Source organism: Streptomyces sp. NPDC020731 (genome assembly GCF_044334705.1).
In the GTDB taxonomy this organism is placed as follows: Bacteria; Actinomycetota; Actinomycetes; order Streptomycetales; family Streptomycetaceae; genus Streptomyces.
This window is the reverse complement of record NZ_JBIRTN010000002.1, coordinates 40,761-65,281: the sequence shown is the minus strand read 5'-3', so window position 1 is coordinate 65,281 and position 24,521 is coordinate 40,761. Positions and strand designations below refer to the sequence as shown.

The 24,521-nt window shown below is 70.5% G+C and carries 18 protein-coding genes and 1 pseudogene; 10 read left to right on the top strand and 9 right to left on the bottom strand.

Annotation, left to right across the window (positions count from 1 at the left end; translation table 11 throughout):
- The first annotated feature begins 342 nt into the window (after positions 1-342).
- Both ACH4VX_RS02980 and ACH4VX_RS02975 read left to right on the top strand, forming a co-directional pair.
- A complete protein-coding gene (locus tag ACH4VX_RS02980) occupies positions 343-2,052 on the top strand; it encodes a chitinase (protein WP_398365510.1) in 1,710 nt (569 codons plus the stop codon).
- A 170-nt stretch (positions 2,053-2,222) separates the two neighbouring features.
- Positions 2,223-4,421, top strand: a complete 2,199-nt coding sequence (locus tag ACH4VX_RS02975; RefSeq protein WP_398365508.1) for a serine/threonine-protein kinase — start codon at positions 2,223-2,225, stop codon at positions 4,419-4,421.
- Positions 4,422-4,512: 91 nt separating this feature from the next.
- Here ACH4VX_RS02975 and ACH4VX_RS02970 read toward each other — a convergent pair whose 3' ends face one another.
- From ACH4VX_RS02970 to ACH4VX_RS02945, 6 genes are all read right to left on the bottom strand, one after another.
- A complete protein-coding gene (locus ACH4VX_RS02970; protein ID WP_398365506.1) occupies positions 4,513-5,835 on the bottom strand; it encodes an Nramp family divalent metal transporter in 1,323 nt (440 codons plus the stop codon).
- A gap of 67 nt (positions 5,836-5,902) precedes the next feature.
- Complete coding sequence (locus ACH4VX_RS02965) at positions 5,903-6,490, bottom strand: hypothetical protein (protein ID WP_398365504.1); 588 nt, start codon at positions 6,488-6,490, stop codon at positions 5,903-5,905.
- Positions 6,491-6,574: 84 nt separating this feature from the next.
- Positions 6,575-8,062, bottom strand: coding sequence for a GntP family permease (locus ACH4VX_RS02960; RefSeq protein WP_398365503.1), 1,488 nt, complete (start codon positions 8,060-8,062; stop codon positions 6,575-6,577).
- A 120-nt stretch (positions 8,063-8,182) separates the two neighbouring features.
- Complete coding sequence (locus ACH4VX_RS02955) at positions 8,183-8,593, bottom strand: RidA family protein (protein WP_398365501.1); 411 nt, start codon at positions 8,591-8,593, stop codon at positions 8,183-8,185.
- The gene (locus ACH4VX_RS02950) at positions 8,590-9,354 is read right to left on the bottom strand and encodes an IclR family transcriptional regulator (RefSeq protein ID WP_398365499.1); all 765 of its coding nucleotides are present in this window, start codon (positions 9,352-9,354) and stop codon (positions 8,590-8,592) included. Before ACH4VX_RS02950 ends, ACH4VX_RS02955 begins: the two co-directional genes overlap by 4 nt.
- Positions 9,351-10,490, bottom strand: a complete 1,140-nt coding sequence (locus ACH4VX_RS02945) for a sugar kinase (RefSeq protein ID WP_398365928.1) — start codon at positions 10,488-10,490, stop codon at positions 9,351-9,353. Before ACH4VX_RS02945 ends, ACH4VX_RS02950 begins: the two co-directional genes overlap by 4 nt.
- 159 nt (positions 10,491-10,649) lie before the next feature.
- Between ACH4VX_RS02945 and ACH4VX_RS02940 the strand changes: the two genes are divergently transcribed.
- A complete protein-coding gene (locus ACH4VX_RS02940) occupies positions 10,650-11,915 on the top strand; it encodes an amino acid deaminase (RefSeq protein WP_398365497.1) in 1,266 nt (421 codons plus the stop codon).
- Between the two features lie 11 nt (positions 11,916-11,926).
- Positions 11,927-13,537, top strand: a complete 1,611-nt coding sequence (locus ACH4VX_RS02935) for an amidohydrolase family protein (RefSeq protein ID WP_398365495.1) — start codon at positions 11,927-11,929, stop codon at positions 13,535-13,537.
- A gap of 21 nt (positions 13,538-13,558) precedes the next feature.
- On the opposite strand, the gene ACH4VX_RS02930 is transcribed toward ACH4VX_RS02935, so the two are convergent.
- Positions 13,559-14,491, bottom strand: a complete 933-nt coding sequence (locus tag ACH4VX_RS02930) for a serine protease (protein ID WP_398365493.1) — start codon at positions 14,489-14,491, stop codon at positions 13,559-13,561.
- Between the two features lie 299 nt (positions 14,492-14,790).
- On the opposite strand from ACH4VX_RS02930, the gene ACH4VX_RS02925 reads away from it, so the two are divergent.
- The 6 genes and pseudogenes from ACH4VX_RS02925 to ACH4VX_RS02900 all read left to right on the top strand — a co-directional run.
- On the top strand, positions 14,791-16,002 hold the full coding sequence (locus ACH4VX_RS02925) for a pyridoxal phosphate-dependent aminotransferase (RefSeq protein ID WP_398365491.1): 1,212 nt from the start codon (positions 14,791-14,793) through the stop codon (positions 16,000-16,002).
- A gap of 92 nt (positions 16,003-16,094) precedes the next feature.
- A complete protein-coding gene (locus ACH4VX_RS02920; RefSeq protein ID WP_398365489.1) occupies positions 16,095-16,520 on the top strand; it encodes a hypothetical protein in 426 nt (141 codons plus the stop codon).
- A 196-nt stretch (positions 16,521-16,716) separates the two neighbouring features.
- On the top strand, positions 16,717-17,088 hold the full coding sequence (locus tag ACH4VX_RS02915) for a hypothetical protein (RefSeq protein ID WP_398365487.1): 372 nt from the start codon (positions 16,717-16,719) through the stop codon (positions 17,086-17,088).
- Between the two features lie 66 nt (positions 17,089-17,154).
- A complete protein-coding gene (locus ACH4VX_RS02910) occupies positions 17,155-17,478 on the top strand; it encodes an IS3 family transposase (protein ID WP_398365927.1) in 324 nt (107 codons plus the stop codon).
- A gap of 965 nt (positions 17,479-18,443) precedes the next feature.
- Positions 18,444-19,052, top strand: a complete 609-nt coding sequence (locus ACH4VX_RS02905; RefSeq protein ID WP_398365485.1) for a hypothetical protein — start codon at positions 18,444-18,446, stop codon at positions 19,050-19,052.
- Positions 19,053-19,448: 396 nt separating this feature from the next.
- Positions 19,449-19,700 (top strand): annotated as a pseudogene (locus ACH4VX_RS02900) (GNAT family N-acetyltransferase); the annotation flags it as partial.
- Between the two features lie 240 nt (positions 19,701-19,940).
- On the opposite strand, the gene ACH4VX_RS02895 reads toward ACH4VX_RS02900, so the two are convergent.
- Together ACH4VX_RS02895 and ACH4VX_RS02890 are read right to left on the bottom strand one after the other, a co-directional pair.
- Positions 19,941-21,986: an NACHT domain-containing protein gene (locus ACH4VX_RS02895; RefSeq protein ID WP_398365483.1), complete on the bottom strand. Its 2,046-nt coding sequence runs from the start codon at positions 21,984-21,986 to the stop codon at positions 19,941-19,943.
- A 507-nt stretch (positions 21,987-22,493) separates the two neighbouring features.
- Positions 22,494-24,314: a phosphoenolpyruvate carboxykinase (GTP) gene (locus ACH4VX_RS02890; protein WP_398365481.1), complete on the bottom strand. Its 1,821-nt coding sequence runs from the start codon at positions 24,312-24,314 to the stop codon at positions 22,494-22,496.
- Between the last annotated feature and the right edge of the window lie 207 nt (positions 24,315-24,521).

Here is a 24,521-nt window from a genome sequence, read left to right as displayed (position 1 = left end):
CGATGCACCCTGGTGACTTCACTGCGTGACTACGTCAGCACTGTATCCGCGGGCCTGTGACCGGAGAACAGCGTTTGAGTAGCTGAACGGCAACTGCTGATGCACAAGGTGCTTCAAAACGGGACACGTTGAGCATCTCGCCGGTGTCGATCGGGCCCCGGAGGTGTGGATCCCGTGCGCCGCCTTGACGCCGGGTGACGCCTTGGGGTCGACCCGCCGGTCGATTTCGGTCTGGACCTATTGACAACCGGATTGGTCTGGACCACCTTGTGCTGCACACGGTGGCCACCGTCGCTCGCACCTCCTCTCCTCTCCCACCCTTCTCCCCCACCGGAGGCCCCCATGAACCGCGCACCGGGAACACCCGTTCGCAGCAGACGTCTCTGGGCCGGAGCCTTCGTCTCCGCCCTCGCCCTCGCCCTTCCCCTCGCCGGCGCGGGCCAGGCGTCCGCGGCGGACGTCAACAACGCCAGGAACGCCGGCTTCGAGGCGGGCCTGAGCAACTGGACCTGTTCGGCGAACAGCGGCGCGACCGTCTCCTCCCCGGTGCACGGCGGTACGGCCGCACTCAGGGCCACGCCCGCCGGGCAGGACAACGCCCGCTGCACCCAGACCGTCGCGGTGAAGCCCAATTCCACGTACAGGCTGAGCGGCTGGGTGCAGGGCGGGTACGCCTACCTGGGCGTGACCGGCACCGGTACCACGGACGTGTCCACCTGGACCCCGGACTCCGGCAGCTGGAAGCAGCTGTCGACGAGCTTCACCACCGGCTCCTCCACCACCTCGGTGACGGTCTACACCCACGGCTGGTACGGCCAGGCCGCCTACCACGTGGACGACCTGTCGGTGTTCGGCCCCGACGGGGGTGGCGGCGGTGACCCGGATCCGACGGTCCCGGGCACACCGGGCGGGCTGTCCGTCTCCGGTACGACCGCCTCGTCGGTGACGCTGGCCTGGAACGCGGTGTCGGGGGCGACCGGATACACCATCTACCGCGACGGTACGAAGGTGACGGCGGTGTCGGGCACGTCGGCGACCGTAACCGGGCTCGCCGCCTCGACGTCGTACTCCTTCCAGGTCGCCGCCACCAACGCGGCGGGCGAGTCGCCGAAGTCGACGGCGGTGTCCGCGCGGACGAAGGAGAGCGGCGGAGGCGGGGGCGGTGACCTGCCCAGGCACGCGGTGACCGGGTACTGGCAGAACTTCAACAACGGCGCGGCAGTGCAGCGCATCTCGGACGTCCCGGGCAACTACGACATCATCGCGGTCGCCTTCGCCGACGCCACCGGCACACCGGGTGCCGTCACCTTCAACCTGGACTCGGCGGGCCTGAACGGCTACACCGTCGACCAGTTCAAGGCGGACGTCCGGGCCAAGCAGGCGGCCGGCAAGAAGGTCATCATCTCGGTCGGCGGCGAGAAGGGCACCGTCGCGGTGAACGACTCCGCCTCGGCGGCGAACTTCGCCGACTCGCTGTACACGCTGATGCGGGAATACGGCTTCGACGGTGTCGACATCGACCTGGAGAACGGCCTCAACCCGACCTACATGACGCAGGCGCTGCGGTCGTTGTCGGCGAAGGCCGGCCCGTCGATGATCCTGACGATGGCTCCGCAGACCATCGACATGCAGTCGACGTCCGGCTCGTACTTCAGGACCGCGCTGAACGTGAAGGACATCCTCACGGTCGTCAACATGCAGTACTACAACAGCGGTTCCATGCTGGGCTGTGACGGCAAGGTCTACAGCCAGGGCTCGGTGGACTTCCTCACCGCGCTCGCCTGCATCCAGCTGGAGGGCGGTCTCGACCCGTCCCAGGTCGGCCTGGGCCTGCCGGCCTCGACGCGGGGCGCGGGCAGCGGTTACGTCTCCCCGTCGGTCGTGAACAACGCCCTGGACTGCCTCGCCAGGGGCACCAACTGCGGTTCGTTCAAACCGTCGAAGACCTACCCGGGCCTGCGGGGCGCGATGACCTGGTCCACCAACTGGGACGCCACGGCCCAGAACGCCTGGTCCAACGCGGTGGGCCCGCACGTCCACGCGCTGCCGTAACCGACGCGGCACGAACGGCACCCCCTGCCCCGCGGTGACGTGGGGCAGGGGGCGGTGCGCGCGCAGGGCTCGGCGCCCCGGACGGAGAGCGCAGGTCACGAGCGGGATACAGAAGTAACCGATGCGTCTTCGGACACCTCCCGGCGTGACCGCTGTGCGAGGATCGGCCCGTGGATGAGCTGAGACCCGACGACCCGTCACGTATCGGCCCCTACCGGCTTCTCGCCCGCCTCGGCGCGGGCGGCATGGGCGAGGTCTATCTGGCCCGCTCGACCGGTGGCCGCACCGTCGCCGTGAAACTTGTCCGTTCCGAGCTGGCGTCGGAGCCCGAGTTCCGCAGGCGGTTCGCGCAGGAGATCGCGTCCGCGCGGCGCGTGGGCGGCGAGTGGACCGCGCCCGTGCTGGACGCGGACACCGACGCGGCCGCGCCGTGGGTCGCCACCGGGTACGTGCCGGGGCCCTCGCTGCACGAGGTGATCGCCGAACGCCCGGAGCCGCTGCCCGAGCGGTCGGTGCGGATACTCGCCAACCGGCTCGCCCAGGCGCTCACGACCATCCACGAGGCGGGCCTCGTCCACCGCGACCTCAAGCCGGCGAACATCCTGGTGACGATCGACGGGCCGCGCGTCATCGACTTCGGCATCGCCCGCGCGCTCGACGCGGTGACCGCCGACGGCAAGCTGACCCGCACCGGGGCGGTGATCGGCTCGCCCGGCTACATGTCCCCCGAGCAGGTCCGCGGCGAGCCGCTCACCGCGGCCTGCGACGTCTTCTCGCTCGGCTCGGTGCTGGCCTTCGCGGCGACCCGGCGCCAGCCGTTCAGCTCCTCGGACAGCGGGATGCACGCGGTGATGTACCGGATCGCGCAGGAGCCGCCGGACCTGTCCGGCCTGCCCGAGGGCCTGTCGGAACTCGTGCGCGACTGCCTGGCCAAGGACCCCGCCGCCCGGCCGACGCCCGCCGAACTGGTGGAGCGTACGGCCGCCGACGCGGCGAGCGCGGACACCGAGCCGTGGCTGCCGGCCGGCCTGATCGCGGAACTGGGCCGCAGGGCAGCCCGGTTGCTGGATTCGGAGGCACCGGGCACCCGGTTCGTCCCGGCGCAGCCGACCGCACCGCCGACCGTGCCGCCGATGCCCGTCACCGGGCCGCCCGCGGCCACCCCGCCGCCGCCCGTGGCGCCACCGGTTCCGTCGGCGGCGCCGCCCTCCGCTCCGCCCGCGACCCCGCCGCTGCCGGTGAGCGCACCGGCCACCCCGCAGCCCACGCCGGACCCGGCCCCGCCCACCGCGGACCCGAGCCCGGCCGCCGTGAACCCCGGCCCGCCCGCCGGGGACCCGGCGCCGGACCCCACTCCGGCTCGGCCGCCCGCGCCGACACCGGTCGCGCCGCCGCTCGGCGTGTTCGGGGACCCCATTCCGACGCCGGCCCCCGCGCCCGCCCCGGCACGCCGCAGGCGGACCCGACTGGTCGTCGGCTCCGCCGCCCTGGCCGTCGCCCTGCTCGCCGGCGGTATCACGTACGCCGCCATGAACCTGGGCGGCGACAAGGACGACGGCAAGAGCACCGGCGCCGGGAGGACGGGCGACTCCGAGCAGCCCGCCGACGGCAGCACCGAAGAGTCCGCGGGCGACACCGCGCAGGACGAGGAGGACACCTCGGGCCCGGCGCCCTCGGCCTCCATCGAGGGTTCGATCGCCGACGCGTACCTGGGCACCTGGCAGGGCGAGGGCAAGGACTCCGACGGGAACACCCTCTCGCTCCGGCGCATCACGATCACCCAGGGCGTCGAGGGCGAGGACGTCGCGACGACGTTCAACTCCTTCGACGACCTGCTGTGCACCGGCGCCGCGAAGCTCGTCTCGTTCGACAACCTGATGGTGCTGGAGTCCCGCGCGGTCACCAGCATCCCCGAGGACAGCTGCAGCGACGGCGGCGAGCAGACCCTGCGCCTGCTCGACGACGGCTCGATCACCTGGACCAACGGCGACAGCGGCGAGACCGCGACCCTCAAGAAGACCGAACTGTCCGACACCCCCGTCCCGACCGAGTTCCTCGGCACCTGGCAGCGCGAGGGCTCCGATCCCGGCGAGAGCACGTCCCTCGTGCTGGAGCAGGGTGCGCACGGTGAAGTGGTGGCCACGTGGACCGGTGACGGACCGGCGTACCACTGCGAGTGGGAGAGCGTGCTGGTGGACGCCACCAGCACGGGAGTACGGCTCGGCCCGGCGATCGTCACGGCCGCGGAACCGCAGGACCAGTGCGAGAACGGCGACACGAAGACGTTGCGGCTCAAGAGCACCGACCGGCTGACCGTGAGCGTGCTCAGCGACGACCAGCCCCCGTCGGCCTACCGCCGCGCGGACTAGGAGATGTCGTTTGGATCTTGCCGGGGTCGCGGGGTCCGGCTCGGCTGTGAGGCGCCGTCACCTGAAGCCGGCCTGATCCAGACGACACCCCCTAGAAGAACTCCGACCAGGGCTGGTCCCAGACCTGCTTGACGCACAGCACCAGGAACAGCAGGCCGGCGACGGCGAGCATCGTGTTGCTGAGGGGGCCGTTGCGCCATTCCCGGGGGGTGCGGGAGGAGTTGAGGAGCCAGAGCAGGGTGAGGGCCAGGAAGGGCATGAAGGCGGCGCCCAGGACGCCGTAGATGATGATCAGGCGGAAGGGCTCGTCCTGGAAGAGCAGGACGATGGGCGGGAAGGTGAGCCAGAGCAGGTAGGCGCGGAAGGCCCAGGAGCGTTCGCGGCGGCCGGAGGCCAGCTCGTCGCCGCGCGCCTCGCGCTCGCCCCGCTGCCGGGCCAGGAAGTCGGCGAACATCAGGCTCACGCCGTGCCACACACCGATCAGGGAGGTGAAGGAGGTGGCGAAGAAGCCGATCAGGAAGAGCTTGCCGGTCGCCGTGCCGTACTGCTGCTCCAGGATGTCTCCGAGCTGCATCAGGCCCTTGTCGCCGCTCGCGATCGCGACGTTCGCCGAGTGCAGCAGCTCGGCGCCGACGAACAGCATCGCGATGACGAAGACGCCGGTGGTGGCGTAGGCGACCCGGTTGTCCAGGCGCATGACCTTCATCCAGCCGGTGTTCGTCCAGCCCTTGGCGTTGACCCAGTAGCCGTACGCGGCCAGCGTGATGGTGCCGCCGACGCCGCCGATCAGGCCCAGGGTGTTGAGGACCGAGTCCTTCTCGTCCGGGATGACCGGGAGGAGGCCGGCGAAGGCGTCGCCGAGGTGGGGGGTGACGCGGATCGCCAGGTAGACGGTGACGACGAACATGACGCCCACCAGGACCGTCATGACCTTCTCGAAGACGTCGTACTTGTTGAACCAGACGAAGACCAGACCCACCAGGCCGCAGGCGATGCCCCACCATTCGAGGTCCATCACGTCCGGGAAGAGCGCCTGGAGCGGCAGGGCGCTCGACGACATCGCCGCCGCGCCGTAGACGAAGCCCCAGATCACGGCGTAGACCGCGAAGAACCACATCGTCCAGGGGCCGAGGCTCGCCCAGCCGTCGAAGAGGGTGCGCCCGGTGGACAGGTGCCACCGGCCGCACGCCTCCGCGAGGGAGATCTTCACCAGACAGCCGATGACCGCGGCCCACAGCAGGGTGTAGCCGAAGTTGCTGCCCGCGATGAGAGTGGCCACGAGGTCGCCGGCGCCGACACCGGTCGCGGCGACGACGACGCCGGGACCGATGTAGCGCCAACTGGACTTACGGGGAGCCGAGTCGACCCCACCCGGTACGCCTACGTCTCTGGTGTTGCCCGTGGTGTCCGCCATGGGGGTCAAGAAAGCCCATGACGGCCGGTGGGACAAGAGGGCGTGCGCGGATCTTCACCCGATGTGCCTAGTCGGCGTCGGTTCCGTCACCGTCGTCCTCGCTGTCCTTGGCGCTGTCCTTCACGTCGTCCGCCTGGTCGTCCTTCTCGGACTGCGCCTCGCCGTCCTCGAAGTACGCGTCCAGGACCGCGTCCAGGGCGGTGTCCCATTCCGCGAAGCTGCTGCGGGACGGGGCCTCGACCTCGATCGGGTACCAGCGGCTGTCAGGGGTGTGGACGGTGAGCGTCCAGCGCTTGCCGAAGCGGGCGGTCTCCGTCTCCACCGCGCCGATCTCGTCCCAGCGGAACTCGCACTCCTGGTCGTCCAGGCGCAGTCGTACGCCGCTGTGATCAGCGACGACCCGGGCGCGACGGTCGGACGCCTCGAAGACGGGACCGTCGGGGTCCGCCTCCTCCTCGGGAGCGGACTCCTCTTCCACCTCCGGTTCTGGCTCCGGGGTGATGTCCTCCTCCGGGGCCGTGTCCTCCGGTTCCTCCGGCTTCGCCTTCGCGTCCTCCTCCCGGCCGGACGCGGGCGAGGTGAGCCCGGGGATGAATGCCGGGTCGAATCCGGCGCCTTCCAGGGGCTGGCTGCTCGAACCTATGCGCTGCTCCACACCGCAGGAGTATGGTCGACAAACCTGTGCCGGACACAGCCAGCCCCCAACTTCGTTATAAGACGCCTACACAGGCGCCACGGCTCACACGACGAGACTGAGCGCGGCGGCGACCACGAAACCGGCCACGGACAGCACGCTCTCCAGCACCGTCCACGTCTTGAGCGTGTCCCGCTCGCTGATGCCGAAGTACTTGGCGACCATCCAGAAGCCGCCGTCGTTGACGTGCGAGGCGAAGATCGAGCCCGCCGAGATGGCCATGATGACCAGCGCCACGAACGCCTGCGAGTGGTCGCCCTCGGCCAGCAGCGGGGCCACGATGCCCGCCGTCGTCACGATCGCCACCGTCGCCGAGCCCTGCGCGACCCGCAGCACCACGGAGATCAGGTAGGACAGGACGATCACCGGCAGGCCCACGTCGTTGAAGGTGTCCGAGAGCGCCTGGGCGACCCCGCTGGCCTTGAGGACGGCGCCGAAGACGCCGCCGGCGCCGACCACCAGCAGGATGTTGCCGACCGGCTTCAGCGAGGACGTGGAGACGGTCTCCAGGGACTTGCGGGACCAGCCGCGCCGGATGCCCAGCAGGTAGTACGCGAGGAACAGGGCGAGGGTGAGGGCCACGAAGGGGTGGCCGAAGAACTCGATGACCGAGCGGAGGGTGGAGGGGTCCAGGGCGATCGAGGAGAAGGTGGCCGCGAGGATCAGGACGAGCGGCGTACCGATGATGCCGAGGACCGTGCCGAGCGGCACCGGCGCCTCCCGCGGTTCGACCCCGGAGGCGCGCTGCTCGGCGACGACGGCGTCCTTGGCCTCCTGGGCGGCCTCGACCATGTCCTGCGGTACGGCGACGAAGATGCGCTTGCCGATCCAGGCGGCGTAGACCCAGGCGGCGGCGACGGCCGGCAGACCGCAGACGACGCCCATGAGGATGACCCAGCCGAGGTCGACGTGGAGCAGTCCGGCGGCGGCCACCGGGCCCGGGTGCGGGGGCAGGAAGGCATGGGTGACCGAGAGGCCGGCGAGGAGGGGGAGGCAGTAGAGCAGGATCGACTTGCCGGAGCGCTTGGCGGCGGCGTACACGATCGGCGCGAGGACGAAGATGCCGACGTCGAAGAAGACCGGGATGCCGAAGATCAGGCCGGTCAGGCCCATCGCGAGCGGGGCCCGCTTCTCGCCGAACAGGCCGAGCAGCCGGCCCGCCAGCACCTCCGCGCCACCGCTGACCTCGAGGATCGCGCCGAGCATCGTGCCCAGGCCGATGATGATCGCGACATGGCCGAGGATGCCGCCCATCCCGGACTCGATGGTGGACACCGCGTCCGAACGCTGGACCGTGCCGAAGAGCTCGGTGACCGACAGACCCGCCATCAGGCCGACGGCTATGGAGACGGCGAGCAGCGCGACGAACGGCTGGAGCCGGACCTTGATGATCAGGAAGAGCAGGAGCGCGATGCCGATGGCGGCGACGGTCAGCAGGCCTGCCGTGCCGTCGAGGAGGAGGAGCAGGCCTCCGGTGTGCGGTGGTGTCTGAGCCGGTCCGGAGGCGGCGAGCGGGAGGGACGGATGGAGCATTCGGGGGTCCTCTGGGTAAGGGCATGGGGCTTTCGGGCAGGGGGGATCGCGGCACGGCGTCCCAGGGGGTGCGGGACGCCGTGCCGTGACGACGTGCGGTGGTGGGGAAGAGGACGCGTGTCAGCCGAGGACGGCGAGCGCGTCGATCTCGATGAGGAGGCCGGCCGGGAGACCGACGTAGACGGTCGTGCGGGCGGCGGGCGGCTGGGTGAGGCCCTGCTCCTCGAAGTAGGTGTTGTAGAGGTCGTTCATCTCCGCGAAGTGGTCCACGTCGGTGAGGTAGACGCGGATCATCATCACGTCGTCCCAGCCCGCGCCGCCCTCCTCGAGGATCGCCTTGACGTTGGCGAGGGTCTGGAGGGTCTGCTCGCGCAGGGTCGGGCCGGCGGGCGTGGGCGGCTTGCCCTCCTCGGCGGGCAGGAAGCCGACCTGGCCGGCGACCTGGAGGATGTTGCCCTTGCGGACGCCGTGGGAGAACTTCGCGGGCGGGACGGTGTGGGTGGCGGGGGTGAGCGCGGTCTTCTCGGTCATGCGGAGGTGTCCTTCACTGGGGTTCTGCCGGAGTACTCGCCGCTGATCGCGTCCGCCGTACGGCGCACCAGCGGGAGCAGGGTGAGGAGTTCGTCGGCGGTGACGACGACGTTCGGCGCGGAGACCGACATCGCGGCGACCACCCGGCCGTCGGCGCCGCGGATCGGCGCGGCGACGCAGTTGATGGACTCCTCGTGGCCGCCGAGGTCGGTGGCCCAGCCCTGTTCGCGCACCTTGGCCAGTTCCTGGAGGAACGCGGTGGCGTGGGGTGTCGAACGGGACGTGTACGTGGGGTAGTCGAGCTTCTCCGCGAGGGCGCGGCGCTCGTGCTCGGGGAGGTCGGCGAGGAGCAGCTTGGCCACGGCCGCGACGGTGATGGCGACCGGTTTGCCGATCCGTGAGTACATGCGGACCGGGTAGCGGCTCTCCACCTTGTCGATGTAGAGGACCTCGTTCTCCTCGTACACGGCGAGGTGGACGGTGTGTCCGCACTTCTCGTTGAGGCGTACGAGGTGGGCGTGGGCGATCTCGCGGACGTCGAGGTTCTCCATCGCCTCCTGGGCGAGGGCGAAGAGGCGGGCGCCGAGTCGGTAGCGCTGGTCGGACTGGCGGTAGACCAGGCCGTGCTCGTGGAGGGTGCGCAGGAGGCGGAGGGCGGTGGACTTGTGCACGCCCAGGCGGTCGGCGACCCGGCCGAGGTCGGCGGGGCCCTCCGCGAGCAGGGGGAGGATGCTCAGGGCGCGGTCTACGGTCTGGCTCATGGGGTGGGTGCCTCCTCGTCGGCCTCTTCATCGGCTTGTGTCCAGCCGGGGCCGAGTCGCAGTCTCTCCCACGCGGTGTCGTCGAGGGCGGCGAGGCGGTCGGCGTGGGCGCGGGTGGGGGGTGCGGCGAGGTCGCCGGGGGTGGTGAGGCTGGCTGCGGCGGTGAGGTGGCCGTGGCGCAGGCGGTCGCGCAGGGGGAGGTTTCGGAGGGTTGCGGAGAGGAAGCCTGCGGCGAAGGCGTCGCCGGCACCGGTGGTTGCGACCACGTCGACCTTGAGGGCGGGTTCGTAGGTGCCCTGTGCTGGTGCGGGGCGGGAGTGGGTCGCGCTGCCCGGTGCTTGCGGGGTGCCGTCGCCCCCACCCTCCCCCACTCCCGGCTTCGCTCGAGCGGGGGGACCCCCATCGCCCTGGGGGTCCCCCCTCCGGGGGAGGCACGATTGCCCGCGGAGGGGGGAGGTGGAGCAGAAGGCTGTGGCTCCGTGCGCGCCCTGCTTGACCACCAGGATGTCCGGCTCCTGGAGCGCTTCGCGGATGGACGAGGGGCCGCCCGTGATGCCCCAGGCCTCCTCCGCCTCGTCCTCTCCCACGAAGACGATGTCCGCGCCGCGCGCCAGGTCCAGGAGGACCTCCGGGCCCTGGTCGTCGCTCCACAGGGCCGGGCGGTGGTTCACGTCGAAGGAGATCAGAGGGCGGCCGGGGTGGGGGGCGGTCAGCTCCCGCATCAGTGCCAGGCACCCCTCGGAGAGCGCCGCCGTGATGCCGGACAGGTGCAGGACGCGTCCGGCGCGTGCGGCGTCCAGGTCCACGCCGGCCGGCGACATCGCCGAGGCCGCCGAACCCGCCCGGTAGTACGCGACCTCGTGGGCGTCCGTGGCGCGGTCGCCGGCCGTGCGGAAGTAGATGCCGGTCGGGCGGGCCGGGTCACGGCGGACGTGCGACACGTCGACGCCGTATCCGCCGATCGCCCCGACGAGGTGGTCGCCGAAGGCGTCCGCGCCGACCCGGCTGATCCACCGGGTGGTGTGGCCCGCCGCCGCGAGCACGCACGCCACGTTCGACTCCGCGCCGCCGATGCCCCGGTCGAAGGACGGCACGTCGGCGAGACGGCCCGGCCGGGAGGGCAGGAACGTCACCATGGACTCGCCGAGCGCGACAACGTCCACGGCGTGACTCCTCTTCTTCTGCGGGTGAGGCGGTGTCCGTTGACCCCGCGTGGCGGAGATGTTAGACAGCGGTGAGCGATATACGCAACGAGTGTTGCAAAATGTGCAACACGGCTGATCAGGGAGGCTCAGATGGTCCTCGACGCCCTCACCCACCTCACCGAGGAGCGGGTCGATCACCGCTTCAAGGGCCTCCCGCCGGACGCCGGGGGGCTGACCGTCGGCGAGCTGGCCGCGCAGCGCCGCAACCTCTTCACCGGCGGCTTCACCACGCCCGTGCTCGCGCTCTCCGCCGAGCGCCTGGAGCACAACCTGAAGCTGATGGAGTCGTACGCGGCCCGGCACGGGCTCGCCTTCGCGCCGCACGGCAAGACGTCCATGGCCCCGCAGCTCTTCCGGCGGCAGATCGAGCACGGGGCGTGGGGCATCACGCTGGCCGTTCCGCACCAGGTGCGGGTGGCGCGGGCGTTCGGGATCCAGCGGGTCTTCCTCGCCAATGAGCTGGTCGACGCGGCGGCCCTGCGGTGGATCGCCGCCGAGCTGGACGCCGACCCCGGCTTCCGGTTCGTCTGTTACGTCGACTCCGTGCGCGGGGTCGAGCTGATGGACGCGGCACTGAGCGGGGCCTCCCGCCCGGTTGACGTGGTCGTCGAGCTCGCCGCCGGTGAGGGTGCCCGCACCGGTGTGCGGACGGAGGCGGGGTGCGCCGCCGTCGCCGACGCCGTGGCGGGCGCGCGCGGGCTGCGGCTGGTCGGGGTCGCCGGGTACGAGGGCGAGGTGCCGCGGGCGGACCCGGAGCGGGTGCGGGCCTGGCTGCGGCGGCTGGTGTCGCTCGCCGTGGACTTCGACAAGGCGGGGCGGTTCGCGGGGCTGGACGAGATCGTGGTGAGCGCGGGCGGCAGCGCCTGGTTCGACGCGGTGGCCGATGTCCTCGCCGAGATCCCCGGGCTCTCCGTGCCCGTGCTGAAGCTGCTGCGCTCGGGGGCGTACGTCTCGCACGACGACGGTCACTACCGCGAGCTGACCCCCTTCAACCGGGTCCCGGAGGAGGGCGCGCTGGAGCCGGCGTTCCGGCTGTGGACGCAGGTGGTGTCCCGCCCGTCCGCCGAGCAGGCGTTCACCAACGCGGGCAAGCGGGACGCGGCCCACGACCTCGATCTGCCGTTCGCCCAGGTGGTCCGCCGGGACGGCGGTGAGCGCCCGGCCACCGGGATCTCGGTGACCGGACTGTCCGACCAGCACGCCTGGCTGCGCACCACCGAGGAGGCCGATCTGGAGGTGGGGGACTGGGTGGGGCTCGGGCTCTCCCACCCCTGCACGTCGTTCGACAAGTGGGTGCTCATCCCCGTGGCGGAGGCGGACGGCACGGTGGTCGACTACATCCGTACGTTCTTCTAGGAGGCCGGCGCATGGAAGAGCTCGTCATCAGGGACGCGGACGTCGTCGACGGCTCAGGCGACCACTCGTACCGCGCGGACGTGGTCGTGGACGGCGGCCGCATCGTCTCGATCGTGAAGGAGGCGGCGGACGCCGGCTGTCAGCGTCCGAAGGCCCGCCGTGAACTGGACGCCGAGGGGCTGGTGCTGGCCCCCGGCTTCATCGACATGCACGCCCACAGTGATCTGGCGTTGCTGCGCGACCCCGACCACAGCGCCAAGGCCGCACAGGGCGTCACCCTCGAAGTCCTCGGCCAGGACGGGCTGTCGTACGCGCCGGTCGACGACCGGACGCTGGGCGAGGTGCGCCGGGCGATCGCCGGGTGGAACGGTGCCGGGGACGACATCGACTTCGACTGGCGGTCGGTGGGCGAGTACCTGGACCGGCTCGACGGGGGCATCGCGGTCAACGCCGCGTATCTGATCCCGCAGGGCACGGTCCGCGCGCTCGCCGTCGGCTGGGAGGACCGCGAGGCCACGCCCGAAGAGCTGGGCCGGATGCGGCAGTTGGTCGCGGAGGGTATGGAGCAGGGCGCGGTCGGCATGTCGTCGGGGCTGACGTACACGCCCGGCATGTACGCCGAGGACGCCGAACTCACCGAGTTGTGCCGGGTGGTGGCGTCGTACGGCGGCTACTACTGCCCGCACCACCGCTCCTACGGCGCGGGCGCGCTGGAGGCGTACGAGGAGATGGTGGCGCTGACGCGGGAGGCGGAGTGCCCGCTGCACCTGGCGCACGCCACGATGAACTTCGGGGTGAACAAGGGCCGGGCGCCCGAGCTGCTGACCCTCCTGGACGAGGCCCTGGACGCGGGCGCCGACATCAGCCTCGACACCTATCCCTACACCCCCGGCTGCACCACCCTCGTGGCGCTGCTGCCGAGCTGGGCGAGCGAGGGCGGTCCGGAGGAGACCCTGCGGCGGCTCGCGGACGAGGGGACCGCCGAGCGGATCCGGCACCACCTGGAGGTCACCGGCTCGGACGGCTGCCACGGGGTGCCCGTGGAGTGGGAGACCATCGAGATCTCCGGCGTCGGCGACCCGGCGCTGGGCGAGCACGTCGGCCGTACGGTCCTGGAGTCGGCGCGGGCGCGCGGCGGGTCCCCCTGGGCGGTCGCGCGGGAGCTGCTGCTGAAGGACAGGCTCGCCCCGACGATCCTCCAGCACGTCGGACACGAGGAGAACGTACGGGCGATCATGCGGCACCGGGTGCACACCGGCGGCTCGGACGGCATCCTGCAGGGCGCGAAGCCGCATCCGCGCGCGTACGGGACGTTCCCGCACTACCTCGGGCACTACGTACGGGAGCTGGGGGTGCTGACGCTGGAGGAGTGCGTCGCGCATCTGACCGCGCGCCCGGCCGCGCGGCTGCGGCTGCCGGACCGGGGGCTGGTCCGCGAGGGCTACAAGGCGGACCTGGTGCTGTTCGACCCGGCGACGGTGGCCGCGGGGTCGACCTTCACCGAGCCCCGGACGCTTCCGACGGGCATCCCGTACGTGCTGGTCGACGGGCGATTCGTGATCGAGGACGGGCGGCGTACGGACGTACTGGCGGGACGGGCGGTCCGCAGGACTCCCCGCTGACCGCCCGCCACCACGCGCCCTCTACGGCTTGGGGACGGCGCAGCCGCTCGCGCTCAGGTCGAGCTTGTTGTCCACGCCGAAGCAGGCGGGGAACAGGTAGGTCTGCTGGGCGTAGTTGATGCCCTGGCGGACCGTGACGTTGCCGTTCTCGTCGACCTCGCACGGGTTGTTGACCGTGCAGCGCTCGCCGTCCTCGTTGCCGGTGTTGTTGACGGCGACCACCTGGCCGGTGGCGCTGTCGACGACCGGCGAGCCGGAGGTGCCGCCGATGGTGTTGCAGGCGGAGGTGTAACGGACCGAGTCCTTCCAGGTCCAGCCCCCCTCCTTCACGCGGTACGCGAATCCGTCGACGGAGCAGTTGTAGATCCGCTTCCAGTACCCGGACACCACGCTGATGGACGTACCGGCCGCCGGGCGGGTGGCGCTCAGGGGCAGTGCGTCGATGCCGTACGCGCTCTTGATCTGCGCGTACGTCGTGCTCAGCCGGTAGATCGCGGCGTCCGTGTCGGTCATGGTCGCGTACACGAGCCGGTTGGCGCGCAGGGTGGCGACCTTGGAGCCGGAGGAGTTCAGCAGTCCGAAGGTGCGGCTGGACGCCCGGTCCACCAGGACCTGGCCGGGTGCGGGGAAGCCGCTCTCCAGGCAGTGGCCGTTGGTGAGCACGAGCGCCGGGTCGTCGGCCGCCGAGCCGGGCATGCGGACGACGGAACCGGAGCAGTTGCTGAGCGAGACGGTACCGGCGAAGTTCACCGCGCCGGCTTTCGGCGCCGTGAGCGCGGACAGGGTGTCCACCGCGGTCCCGACCGTGTCGTTGACGACGTCCGTCAACGTGGTCGGGACCGCGCCCGAGGTCGTGTCCGCGCCCGTGGGGGAAGGCGCGGCGGCGACCGCGGGGGTCGCGCCCGCCCCGGCGAGGGCCAGGGCACAGAGCGCGACGACGAGAGGTTTTCTCATGGGGGTCCCCTCTTGCGGCGTCGGGCGGCCGGGAATCCTCCGGCCGCCCACAGGATTGTCATGCGCATTGTCATCATGCGGACGGCGAGGGGGCAAGGCCTTGTTTCCGACCGGTAACCGGACGCGGCAAGGCCCTCAGGTTCGCCCGGACCCGAGGAGAAAGAGGGGGTCGGGGAGGGGAGGGTCGGTGTGAAGGTGGTGGAGGCACACGGCCGCCCGGACATAACCACCCGAAACGACGCGTCTCACGTGGCGGAAAACACGGCCCGAAGGGCCATACCGGCCCGTAAGCTCCCAGCATGCAGGTGATCCAGTCGACCAAGCTCGCCAACGTCTGTTACGAGATCCGGGGCCCGGTGCTCGAGGAGGCGATGCGGCTGGAAGCGGCCGGTCACCGCATCCTCAAGCTGAACACCGGCAACCCGGCGGCGTTCGGCTTCGAGTGTCCGCCCGAGATCCTGGAGGACATCCTCCGCAACATGTCGACGGCGCACGGCTACGGCGACGCCAAGGGCCTGCTGGCCGCGCGCCGGGCGGTGGTCATGCACAACCAGACCCTCGGCATCGAGACCGACGTCGAGCACGTCTTCATCGGCAACGGCGTGTCCGAGCTGATCGTGATGGCGATGCAGGGGCTGCTGGACGACGGCGACGAGGTGCTCGTCCCCGCGCCCGACTACCCGCTGTGGACGGCGGCCGTCTCGCTCTCCGGCGGCACGGCGGTGCACTACCGCTGCGACGAGCAGTCGGACTGGATGCCGGACCTCGCCGACGTGGAGCGCAAGGTCACCGACCGCACCAAGGCGATCGTCATCATCAACCCGAACAACCCGACCGGCGCGGTCTACGACGAGGCCGTCGTCAAGGGCCTGACCGACATCGCCCGCCGCCACAACCTGCTGGTCTGCTCGGACGAGATCTACGACAAGATCCTCTACGACGACGCCGAGCACATCCCGACCGCCTCCGTCGCCCCCGATCTGCTCACCCTGACCTTCAACGGCATGTCGAAGGCGTACCGGGTGGCCGGCTACCGGGTGGGCTGGATGTCGATCTCGGGACCGCGCGCCCACGCCGACTCCTACATCGAGGGCCTGACGGTCCTGGCGAACATGCGCCTGTGCGCGAACATGCCGGGCCAGCACGGGGTGGTCGCGGCGCTCAGCGGACGCCAGACGATCAACGAGCTCGTCCTGCCGGGCGGGCGGCTGCGCGAGCAGCGGGACACGGCGTACGAGCTGCTGACCCAGATCCCGGGCGTGAGCTGCGTGAAGCCGAAGGGGGCGCTCTACCTCTTCCCGCGCCTCGACCCCGACGTCTTCAAGATCAAGGACGACCGGCGGATGGTCCTGGACCTGCTGCGCCGCGAGAAGATCATGGTCGTCCAGGGCACCGGCTTCAACTGGCCGGAGCCGGACCACTTCCGGGTGGTCACCCTCCCCTCGGTCACCGACCTGCGGGACGCGGTGGGGCGGATCGGCCGCTTCCTGGACGGTTACGGACAGCCCTGAGGCCTTCTCGCGGACGGCCTTCTTATGAACGACTCAACTTTAGACTGGATCTAAGCTAGGATGGCTTCCTGTTGCACCACAGGAGGCCATCCATGTACGAACCGATCCGTGCCAAGTCGGTCCACAGCACGATGGCCGGCACTCCCCACGACTTCCCCCACCGCTCCCGCGAGGAAGAGCTGGACATCCAGCTCGCGGGGCATCTCGCCGCGCTGCTCGCCGTCACCGACGAACTGCGCGTGGCGGCCCCCTCGGCCGATCTGGACACCGCGGCCGAGCGGCTCGCCGAGCAGATCACCCGCCTGCGGGGAGGACGTACGCCGGCCCGCGCGTCGGCGACCACGAGGGGCCGCGAGCCTGACGCGGCGGCCCTGCACCGGCGGGCGCACGCGCTCGCCGGCCGCACCCTGGTCGTCGCCGCCTCCCGCGCCGACACGGCGGCGGCGATCCTCGCCGCCGAGCGGATGGACGCGCACACCGCGGCCCTGGAGCCGCGCACCCTCACGTCCTCCCGCTGAGCCCCCGCGAGGGCTCCCCCGAACGGCCCCGGTCCGCGTGCACCCGCAGCGACGCGCGGACCGGGCGCCATCAGCTTGTCGCCGTCCCAGCCGTCACGATCGGCTTCCGCCGGCGGGCAGCTCGCCCGCGCAGGTGGTGCGCCCCGACTCCCCCGTGGCCGTGGCCCGCTGGACGCGTTTGCCGCGGATCGCGAGCGTGCAGGACACCCGCCCGCCCTTCTTCCCCGAGAACGACGGCCGCGGCGGGGTCTTGCCGAGCGGCACCTGGACGGTGCGCTTCCAGGGCAGTTCGGCGTCCCGGACGACGGTGGCCGTGCCGTCCGGAGTGACCCCCGAGATTCCGACACCTGGACGCTGGACGTTCCGTCATCCAGGGGAAGTGATCCAAGGCGGCAAGGCGGAAGAACGCCCGGTCGAAGGAGGAGAACGAGACCCTCCGGAAAGCCGCCGCCTGTTTCGCGCGGGAGACGACACGGTGATCCGCTTCCGTTTCGTCGACGAGCACCGGACCGCCCACAAGGTAAAGCGGATGTGCGACGTTCTCGGCTGGGACCGCTCCGGCTACTGAACATGGCACCAGAACAAGGAGGCACGGCAGGAGAAGGCCGAATCGGAAGAGGATCCGGCCCGCCGCATCCGGGAGATCCACACCGATTCGCGGGGAGCCTGCGGTGCCCTGCGAATCACCCGCGAACTCCGGGACCAGGGGCACGTGGTGAACCGCAAACGTGTCGCGCGAATCATGCGGGAGCGCGAGATCGTCGGGACAGCGCGACGGAAGTCGCGGTCGCTGACGAGACAGGACCGCACAGCGCCGACGGCACCGGATCCGATTCTGCGGGACTTCACCGCGCCGACGCCTGGGCTGAAATTCGCCGGGGGCACCACCTGTCCACCGACGGCCGAGGGGTGGCTGCGCCTGCAGGGCTTCGGCATGGTTCGATGTCGTCCGTTCTGATCACGCGAGGCCGAGAAGGGCAAGGGGCCCGGTTCGGCCCCGGGCTGCCCGTCGGAGGCCGGAGGCGATGTTGCGGGCGCCGGCCGGGCGGAGAGCTCCGATCGCGAGGTTCCTGCGGGCGGCCATCGCTCTGGGGGTGTTTCCGGTCCGCAGCCGGGAGGCGTCCTCGGCGAAGGTGACGTCCCTGACGTGGTGCAGGGCCTCGACGATCCAGTGCCCTCGGATCAGTCGGGCGAGCCGAGCCGGCCTGCTCGACGGTGAGGCCGGTGACCGCGCAGACGGTCCTGGGACCGATCTTCCCGGTCCTGCGGTGATCCCGTCGGTCTTCTCACCGACGTCCATCCGGGCCGGGACCAGTGCGTTCACGTGGCCGCAGGCGGCCAGGAGGTGGATCTTCCGTCCCGTCGCGCGGGCCGCACCCCGCAGCGACTTCCCGTCGACCGCGAGCCCTCGCAGTCCTTGTCCCCCGGTCCCCCGGTCCGCGAGCCAGGCTCCGACCGCCCGGTCCGGGGCGTCCGTGCCTGCCGCGTACCGAACCCCGCCCGGCATGACGGGACGCCGGCAACCGGGCGTCAGCCGACCACGCCGAAGTCCTGGCCGAAGAGGGCGCGGCGGTACGCGACTTCCGGTTGGTTTCCGCTGCGCTCTTCGAGATGCACGACGAATGGACCGCCTTACCTCGCCGCCACCTCCCCGAAGGCGATATGAGCGATATCTACCGTAAACTCTCTTTTGGTTCCTACGCGCCACCCATCGCACCGAAATGCAACCGCCAGTTGATCCCCAACACCATGACGAGGGACACTGCCTGACGGATGCGCGTTCCCAACCGAGTGGCACTCGCTTCGGTATCCTCCCGTGCAGGTCATCGGAGGCCATTTACCCAAAGATTACAGGGCAGTTGACCTCAAGGTTTCGTGGTAGCGTCCTTGTTCGGAGGGACAGTGCAACCTGAAAGGGAAATCGTGAACACGGAGAAGATCGCCGCTCGCCGCCTCTCGCTGGAAGAGGTGACGAAGCTCGGCGTGAAGGACAAGCTCTTCGTTTCCGCCGACACGGCAGAACTCAAGCTTCCCGACTGCTATGTCCCTGCTTTTCTGACCAAGTCCGGTGAGAATTTCGAGGGCGGCTCGATCACGGCGAGAACCGTATTCCAGGAAGAGGTCTCCTGCCTTCCCGACGACGAGAATGAAGCCGGAATCTACCTGGCCGACGAGAACGGCTCGGTGACCATCGAGGTCCTCCAGTCCGCCGGTGTCGTGCTGGACCTGGCACTTTTCGTCCCTGGCGGGGACAGGGGGGCCCTCACGGCCCTTTACGCTGCGGCCCGACAGGCGTTCGGCGCCGACATCGTGCAGATCTGGCGCCAGGGCCTCAAGGAGGTTCCCGACGTGAAGGTCGACATCTTCGAGGAGCAGATCCCCCGGGGGCGCAAGGGGAGCGACAGCCCCAAGCGTGACCGACGCGCGATCGACACCTACCCCACCCGTGCGGACTTCATCGAGTTCTCCGCGGGGTGGAAGCCGGTCATTGAGATTCACAGGCCGGTTGTTGACGACACCCCGACCATCTGAGGCGGCGTCACCTCTCGGTCCCGGCCTGGGAGAACCCCGAGAACGCATGCGCCGGACCCGGTCGACCCCTGAGAACCGTTCGCGAATCCGGAGAGCGGCAGGAGTGCTCGGACCGATGCCCGAGTTGCCGCCGGAGAGGTGAAGGCCGGGACAGGACAACGGGGCCCGGTTCCAGCGTGTGGATCGTCCAGATCCGCAGCACGCCGGGAGCGAGGCCCCGTTGACGCGTTCCAGTGCATCGAAGTCCGTCATGCCGGGCAAGCCGGCCGACAGGGCTTCGGCGCAGTCGAGTGACGTCCACTTCGTGCTCGGGCGAGGCCGAGGAGCGTGAGGGGCCGGCGGGCGTCACGCGCATTGCGGTGACGGCCGGAGGCGATGTTCTTCGCTCCGTGTTCATTCGACGCCTTGCCGGCCGAACAGGCAGCCGGCATCTGCGCCTTCCACGTGCTCGTCGCCGAGGACGGCTCGGTCCTCGGCAGACTCGATCCGGTCGGCATCGAAGACCACACCGCGGAACTCGGCTACCGGGTCGCCCAGTGTGCTGCCGGCCGTGGTGTGGCCACCGCGACCGTCCGGGATCTGTGCCGGCCGGCGGCGGCCCAGTACCGGCCGCGCACCCTGCGGGCGGCCACCACCCTCCGGAACGTCGAGCTGTATTCGACTGTGCCCCAGGCTGTGTCGGCGACCCGTACAAAAGGCCGCCCCTACCCGTGGAACGGGGAACAGCCGTTCGGGTAGCGCAAGATCGGGAGCGTACACCGGCACGTCCGGATTTCCTCGGGGTTCATGCCCCCGGGCGTGTCCCATGCGTGGGGGCAGCCCTCGTCGGCGGTTGACCGGGGAGGGCGCTCGGGGCGCCCTCCGCGCTCCGTGGGTGGAGACACGGCCTCACGGCCGGGCCGCCAGCCACTCCTGCAGTTCGCGGTGGCGGAACTGGTAGGCGAAGCCCTCGACGCGCAGGATGCCCGCTTCGACGCACCATTCGAGGAAGCCGCCGAGTCCTGCGGGGAGTCGGCGGCCCGCGAGGAACTTGAAGAGGACGTAGCGGCGCCAGGCCTTCGCCGCGAGGGTGAAGGCGGGGAGGGCGGCGAGGATCGCGCCGTAGGCGAAGCCGAGGACGCTCTCCGTCCACTGGGCGATCAGCGAGCCGACCCACAGGGAAATGACGGCCGCCCAGAAGAACGCGTAGCGCAGCTCCGCACGCAGCGGGTCGCGTGGATCGGTCAGGGCGGCCTGCGGGTGGTCGCCCGTACTCCAGACGGCCTGTGAGGTCACGAACGACAGGACGTTCGCGACCAGGACCAGCGCGAACAGCGACGGACTGAGGCCCCGGTCCACCAGGAACAGCACCCAACCGGTGGTGTACATCACGTTCAGGCCGATCATCTTCGGCTCTCCCAGCAGCCGCCAGTCGAGGTGACGTGGAACAGGCTGCCGCCGGGTGTTCTCCAGTGCCACGGGCAGCACCGTCTGCATCAGGAACAGCAGGCCGAAGGCGGCGAAGAGGCGCGGGTACGGGAGGCTCTCCCAAGGCGTGAGGCCGAGCCGTTCGGCCAGGTTGATCGAGATGACGAACGGCAAGGTCAGCAGCGCGAGCTCGGCATAGTGCATCCCGGATTCGCGCTCCATCCGCCACAGCCGGTGCAGCACGAGATCCGTGTCGGAGACCACCTCGTCACGGGGGCGCGGGGTGCCGTCCGACTCGTCCGGCCGGTGGTCGTCCCGCAGATGCCTGGCCAGGGTGGTCAGCCACTCCTCGACCTTCGCGAGGTCCCGTCGGCGGCCGGCATCCGGCTGTCGGCTGTACGTCGACGCGGCGGCGTGGGTGTACAGGCCGAGCAGGTGGGCCGGTACGGCGCCCAACGGCATCGCCAGGAGTGCTTCGGGGTTGCGCAGCCTGCGGCCGTCCTGTTCGTCTTTCTCGGTGTACGCCGTGGTCAGCAGGGCCATCCGCCACGGGGTGTCGAGGACCCGGGCCAGCCCGCGCGGGGTGCCGGTCCAGGTGAGGGCCTCGGCGAGCCGTCGCCATTCGGGCAGCCACTCCCCCGTCTCGTCCCGGCCGCTCCTGCCCAGGAACGCGAGCTGCTGGTCACTGGAGAGCGGCTGGAGGGTGACGACGGTGGCGTGTTCGAGCCTCTCCTTCGACTTCAGGGCGTTGTAGCGGTCGGCTCGGCAGAGCACCACGAGCGGCGCCCGGCCCGTCCGGCCGTCGTACTCGCGGTTGAGCCGTCGCAGGGCCTTCAGCGCACGGGTCTTCGCGGGCGCCACGCCGGGCGGGTCCATCTCGTCGAGACCGTCGAGGATGGGCAGGACGAGACGTTCCTCGAGGAGTCGGCGGGCCACGGTCCTGGAGCGGACCAGGCCTCTTTCCTTCAGGTAGCCGGACAGCCAGTCGACCAGACCGAGTTCGGTGTTCCAGGTGGACAGCGGAATGCGTACGGGCACCGGATCGCCGTCCTGCCAGCCGTCCAGCAGACGGGCCATCAGCTGGGTCGCGGCGACCGTCTTTCCGGAGCCCGGGCCGCCGAGGATGACCAGGCGGTCCTTGCATCGTGACGAGGTGAAGTAGTCACCCAGCGGATCCGACACCGTGGTCCCGGGATCGGCGGAGTCCTTGAAACCGACGGGGATCACGTTGTCGGAGCCCGGGAAGTAGCCGCGTGGAGCGGCCATGAGACGCCGGTCCACCTCGCTTTTGAACTCGGCCATTTGGCGTGCGCGATCCGACCGCTCGGCCCTGACCGTGAAACCCAGCCCGTACAGGGTGAGACCGACGGCCGCCGCGGCAAGCGCGGTCGCGAGGATGTCGGCCAGTGGGCTGTCGCGCAGCGGCGCGGTGTCCCGGAAGACGAAGAGTCCGGCCGCACCCGCCAGGAAGACGACGGCCAGGACACCCCACATGGAACCGCGATACGCCCCCCGTGTTGCCCTCATGGTTCAGTAAGTCTGCTGAACCACACGGGTCTTGGCAATGCGGGAAGTGCGTGGAGCACTACGATCCCGCTGCGCCCCGGCACCGCTCCGAGCCGGGGCCCGTGTCTTCAGCGGTCGCGGAAGCGGTCGGTCCGCTCCCTTCCCGCTCCCGGTCGGACATGTCCGGTGGTCCCGGCAGGCCGCGTGACGCGGGCCGGGCCATGGGGACCTCCCGGTTTCGGAGGTGCGCCTCCAAGAACGGGGGAAGCCGGTCCGGGTTACTTGAGTGACGCGACGAACGACGTCCAGGCCGGGGCCGTGATGGTGAGGACCGGGCCCCGTGAGCCCGGCATGGGCGAGGGCCTGCCGTCGTCCCTCCGCCGGGGCGGGCTGGAGGGGGCGACGACAGGCCCGTGGTCCCGCACGCCGTTGTGCGGGCCTCGCCGGTGTGTTCCGCGGCCGGTCGTGGCGTGACGATCGCTGGTCAGGGCATCCCCATCCCGACCGGCCGCGGGGTCCGTGCGGGCGTCAGCCCAGGCGCTTCACCAGCGCGTGGTACTGGTCCCACAGCTCCTTGGGCGTGTGGTCGCCGAAGGTGTTGAGGTGGTCGGGGACCAGGGCGGCCTCCTCGCGCCACACGTCCTTGTCGACGGTGAGCAGGAAGTCCAGGTCGGCGTCGGAGAGGTCCAGTCCTTCGGTGTCCAGCGCGGCCTTGGCCGGGAGCACGCCGATCGGGGTCTCGACGCCCTCCGCGTGGCCGTCCAGGCGCTCCACGATCCACTTCAGGACGCGGGAGTTCTCGCCGAAGCCGGGCCAGACGAACTTGCCGTCGTCGTTCTTGCGGAACCAGTTGACGTAGTAGATCTTCGGCAGCTTGGACTGGTCCTTGTCCTTGGCCACGTCGATCCAGTGCGCCATGTAGTCGCCCATGTTGTAGCCGCAGAACGGCAGCATGGCGAACGGGTCACGGCGCAGCTCGCCGACCTTGCCCTCGGCGGCGGCGGTCTTCTCGGAGGCCACGTTGGCGCCGAGGAAGACGCCGTGGTTCCAGTCGAAGGACTCCGTCACCAGCGGTACGGCGCTGGCGCGGCGCCCGCCGAAGAGGATCGCGGAGATCGGCACGCCCTTGGGGTCCTCCCACTCCGGCGCGATGATCGGGCACTGCGCGGCGGGGGTGGTGAAGCGGGCGTTGGGGTGGGCGGCGGGCGTACCGGACCCCGGGGTCCAGTCGTTGCCCTTCCAGTCGGTGAGGTGGGCCGGGGTCTCCTCGGTCATGCCCTCCCACCACACGTCGTTGTCGTCGGTGAGGGCGACGTTGGTGAAGACGGAGTTGCCCCAGAGGGTCTTCATGGCGTTGGCGTTGGTGTGCTCGCCGGTGCCGGGGGCGACGCCGAAGAAGCCGGCCTCGGGGTTGATGGCGTACAGGCGGCCGTCCTCGCCGAAGCGCATCCAGGCGATGTCGTCGCCGATCGTCTCGACCGTCCAGCCGGAGGTCGTGGGCTCCAGCATGGCGAGGTTGGTCTTGCCGCAGGCGGACGGGAAGGCGGCGGCGACGTACTTGGACTCGCCCTGCGGCGGGGTCAGCTTGAGGATCAGCATGTGCTCGGCCAGCCAGCCCTCGTCACGGGCCATGACGGAGGCGATGCGCAGGGCGTAGCACTTCTTGCCGAGCAGGGCGTTGCCGCCGTAGCCGGAGCCGTAGGACCAGATCTCGCGGTCCTCGGGGAAGTGGGAGATGTACTTGGTGCTGTTGCAGGGCCAGGGGACGTCCTCCTGGCCGGGCTCCAGCGGGGCGCCGACCGAGTGCACGGCCTTGACGAAGAAGCCGTCGGAGCCGAGCTCGTCCAGGACCGGCTGACCCATCCGGGTCATGGTGCGCATGGAGACGGCGACGTACGCCGAGTCGGTGATCTCGACGCCGATGGCGGACAGCGGCGAGCCGAGCGGGCCCATGCAGAAGGGCACGACGTACATGGTGCGGCCCTTCATCGAGCCGCGGAAGACGCCCTTCTCGCCCCGGAAGACGTCCCGCATCTCGGCGGGGGCCTTCCAGTGGTTGGTGGGGCCGGCGTCCTCCTCCTTCTCGGAGCAGATGAAGGTCCGGTCCTCGACGCGGGCGACGTCGGTGGGGTCGGAGGCCGCGTAGTAGGAGTTGGGGCGCTTGATCGGGTCGAGTTTTCGGAAGGTGCCCTTGGCGACGAGCTCGCCGCACAGGCGTTCGTACTCGGTCTCCGAGCCGTCGCACCAGACCACCCGGTCCGGCTGCGTCAGGTCTGCGATCTCGTTGACCCAGGAGATCAGTCCCCGGTGGGTGGTGAGGACGCTGGGAGCCGCGATGTCGCGCGCCACGATTGCTCCTAAATGAGGGGTTTTTTGTTGGGAGGCCCCGTGGGGGCTGCGACCCGGATGCTTCACGGTGGAGCCTTGGGCGCTCATCCGGTGCCGACCGCACTCATTTGATCATCCGACGAGAGCGCCCATCTGTCCAGAGGGCCGCACAGGTGAGCAACGTGACGATGGCCACGGTTTCTCGTGGCACTTTGCGCGCACGTTGGG

Excerpts from the sequence above, each read along its gene's own strand:
- ACH4VX_RS02960 (WP_398365503.1), bottom strand. The coding sequence starts at position 8,062 with ATGCTCCATCCGTCCCTCCCGCTCGCCGCCTCCGGACCGGCTCAGACA.
- ACH4VX_RS02955 (WP_398365501.1), bottom strand. The coding sequence starts at position 8,593 with ATGACCGAGAAGACCGCGCTCACCCCCGCCACCCACACCGTCCCGCCC.
- ACH4VX_RS02920 (WP_398365489.1), top strand. The coding sequence starts at position 16,095 with ATGTACGAACCGATCCGTGCCAAGTCGGTCCACAGCACGATGGCCGGC.
- ACH4VX_RS02980 (WP_398365510.1), top strand. The coding sequence starts at position 343 with ATGAACCGCGCACCGGGAACACCCGTTCGCAGCAGACGTCTCTGGGCC.
- ACH4VX_RS02935 (WP_398365495.1), top strand. The coding sequence starts at position 11,927 with ATGGAAGAGCTCGTCATCAGGGACGCGGACGTCGTCGACGGCTCAGGC.
- ACH4VX_RS02950 (WP_398365499.1), bottom strand. The coding sequence starts at position 9,354 with ATGAGCCAGACCGTAGACCGCGCCCTGAGCATCCTCCCCCTGCTCGCG.
- ACH4VX_RS02895 (WP_398365483.1), bottom strand. The coding sequence starts at position 21,986 with ATGAGGGCAACACGGGGGGCGTATCGCGGTTCCATGTGGGGTGTCCTG.
- ACH4VX_RS02930 (WP_398365493.1), bottom strand. The coding sequence starts at position 14,491 with ATGAGAAAACCTCTCGTCGTCGCGCTCTGTGCCCTGGCCCTCGCCGGG.
- ACH4VX_RS02940 (WP_398365497.1), top strand. The coding sequence starts at position 10,650 with ATGGTCCTCGACGCCCTCACCCACCTCACCGAGGAGCGGGTCGATCAC.
- ACH4VX_RS02970 (WP_398365506.1), bottom strand. The coding sequence starts at position 5,835 with ATGGCGGACACCACGGGCAACACCAGAGACGTAGGCGTACCGGGTGGG.
- ACH4VX_RS02945 (WP_398365928.1), bottom strand. The coding sequence starts at position 10,490 with ATGGTGACGTTCCTGCCCTCCCGGCCGGGCCGTCTCGCCGACGTGCCG.
- ACH4VX_RS02925 (WP_398365491.1), top strand. The coding sequence starts at position 14,791 with ATGCAGGTGATCCAGTCGACCAAGCTCGCCAACGTCTGTTACGAGATC.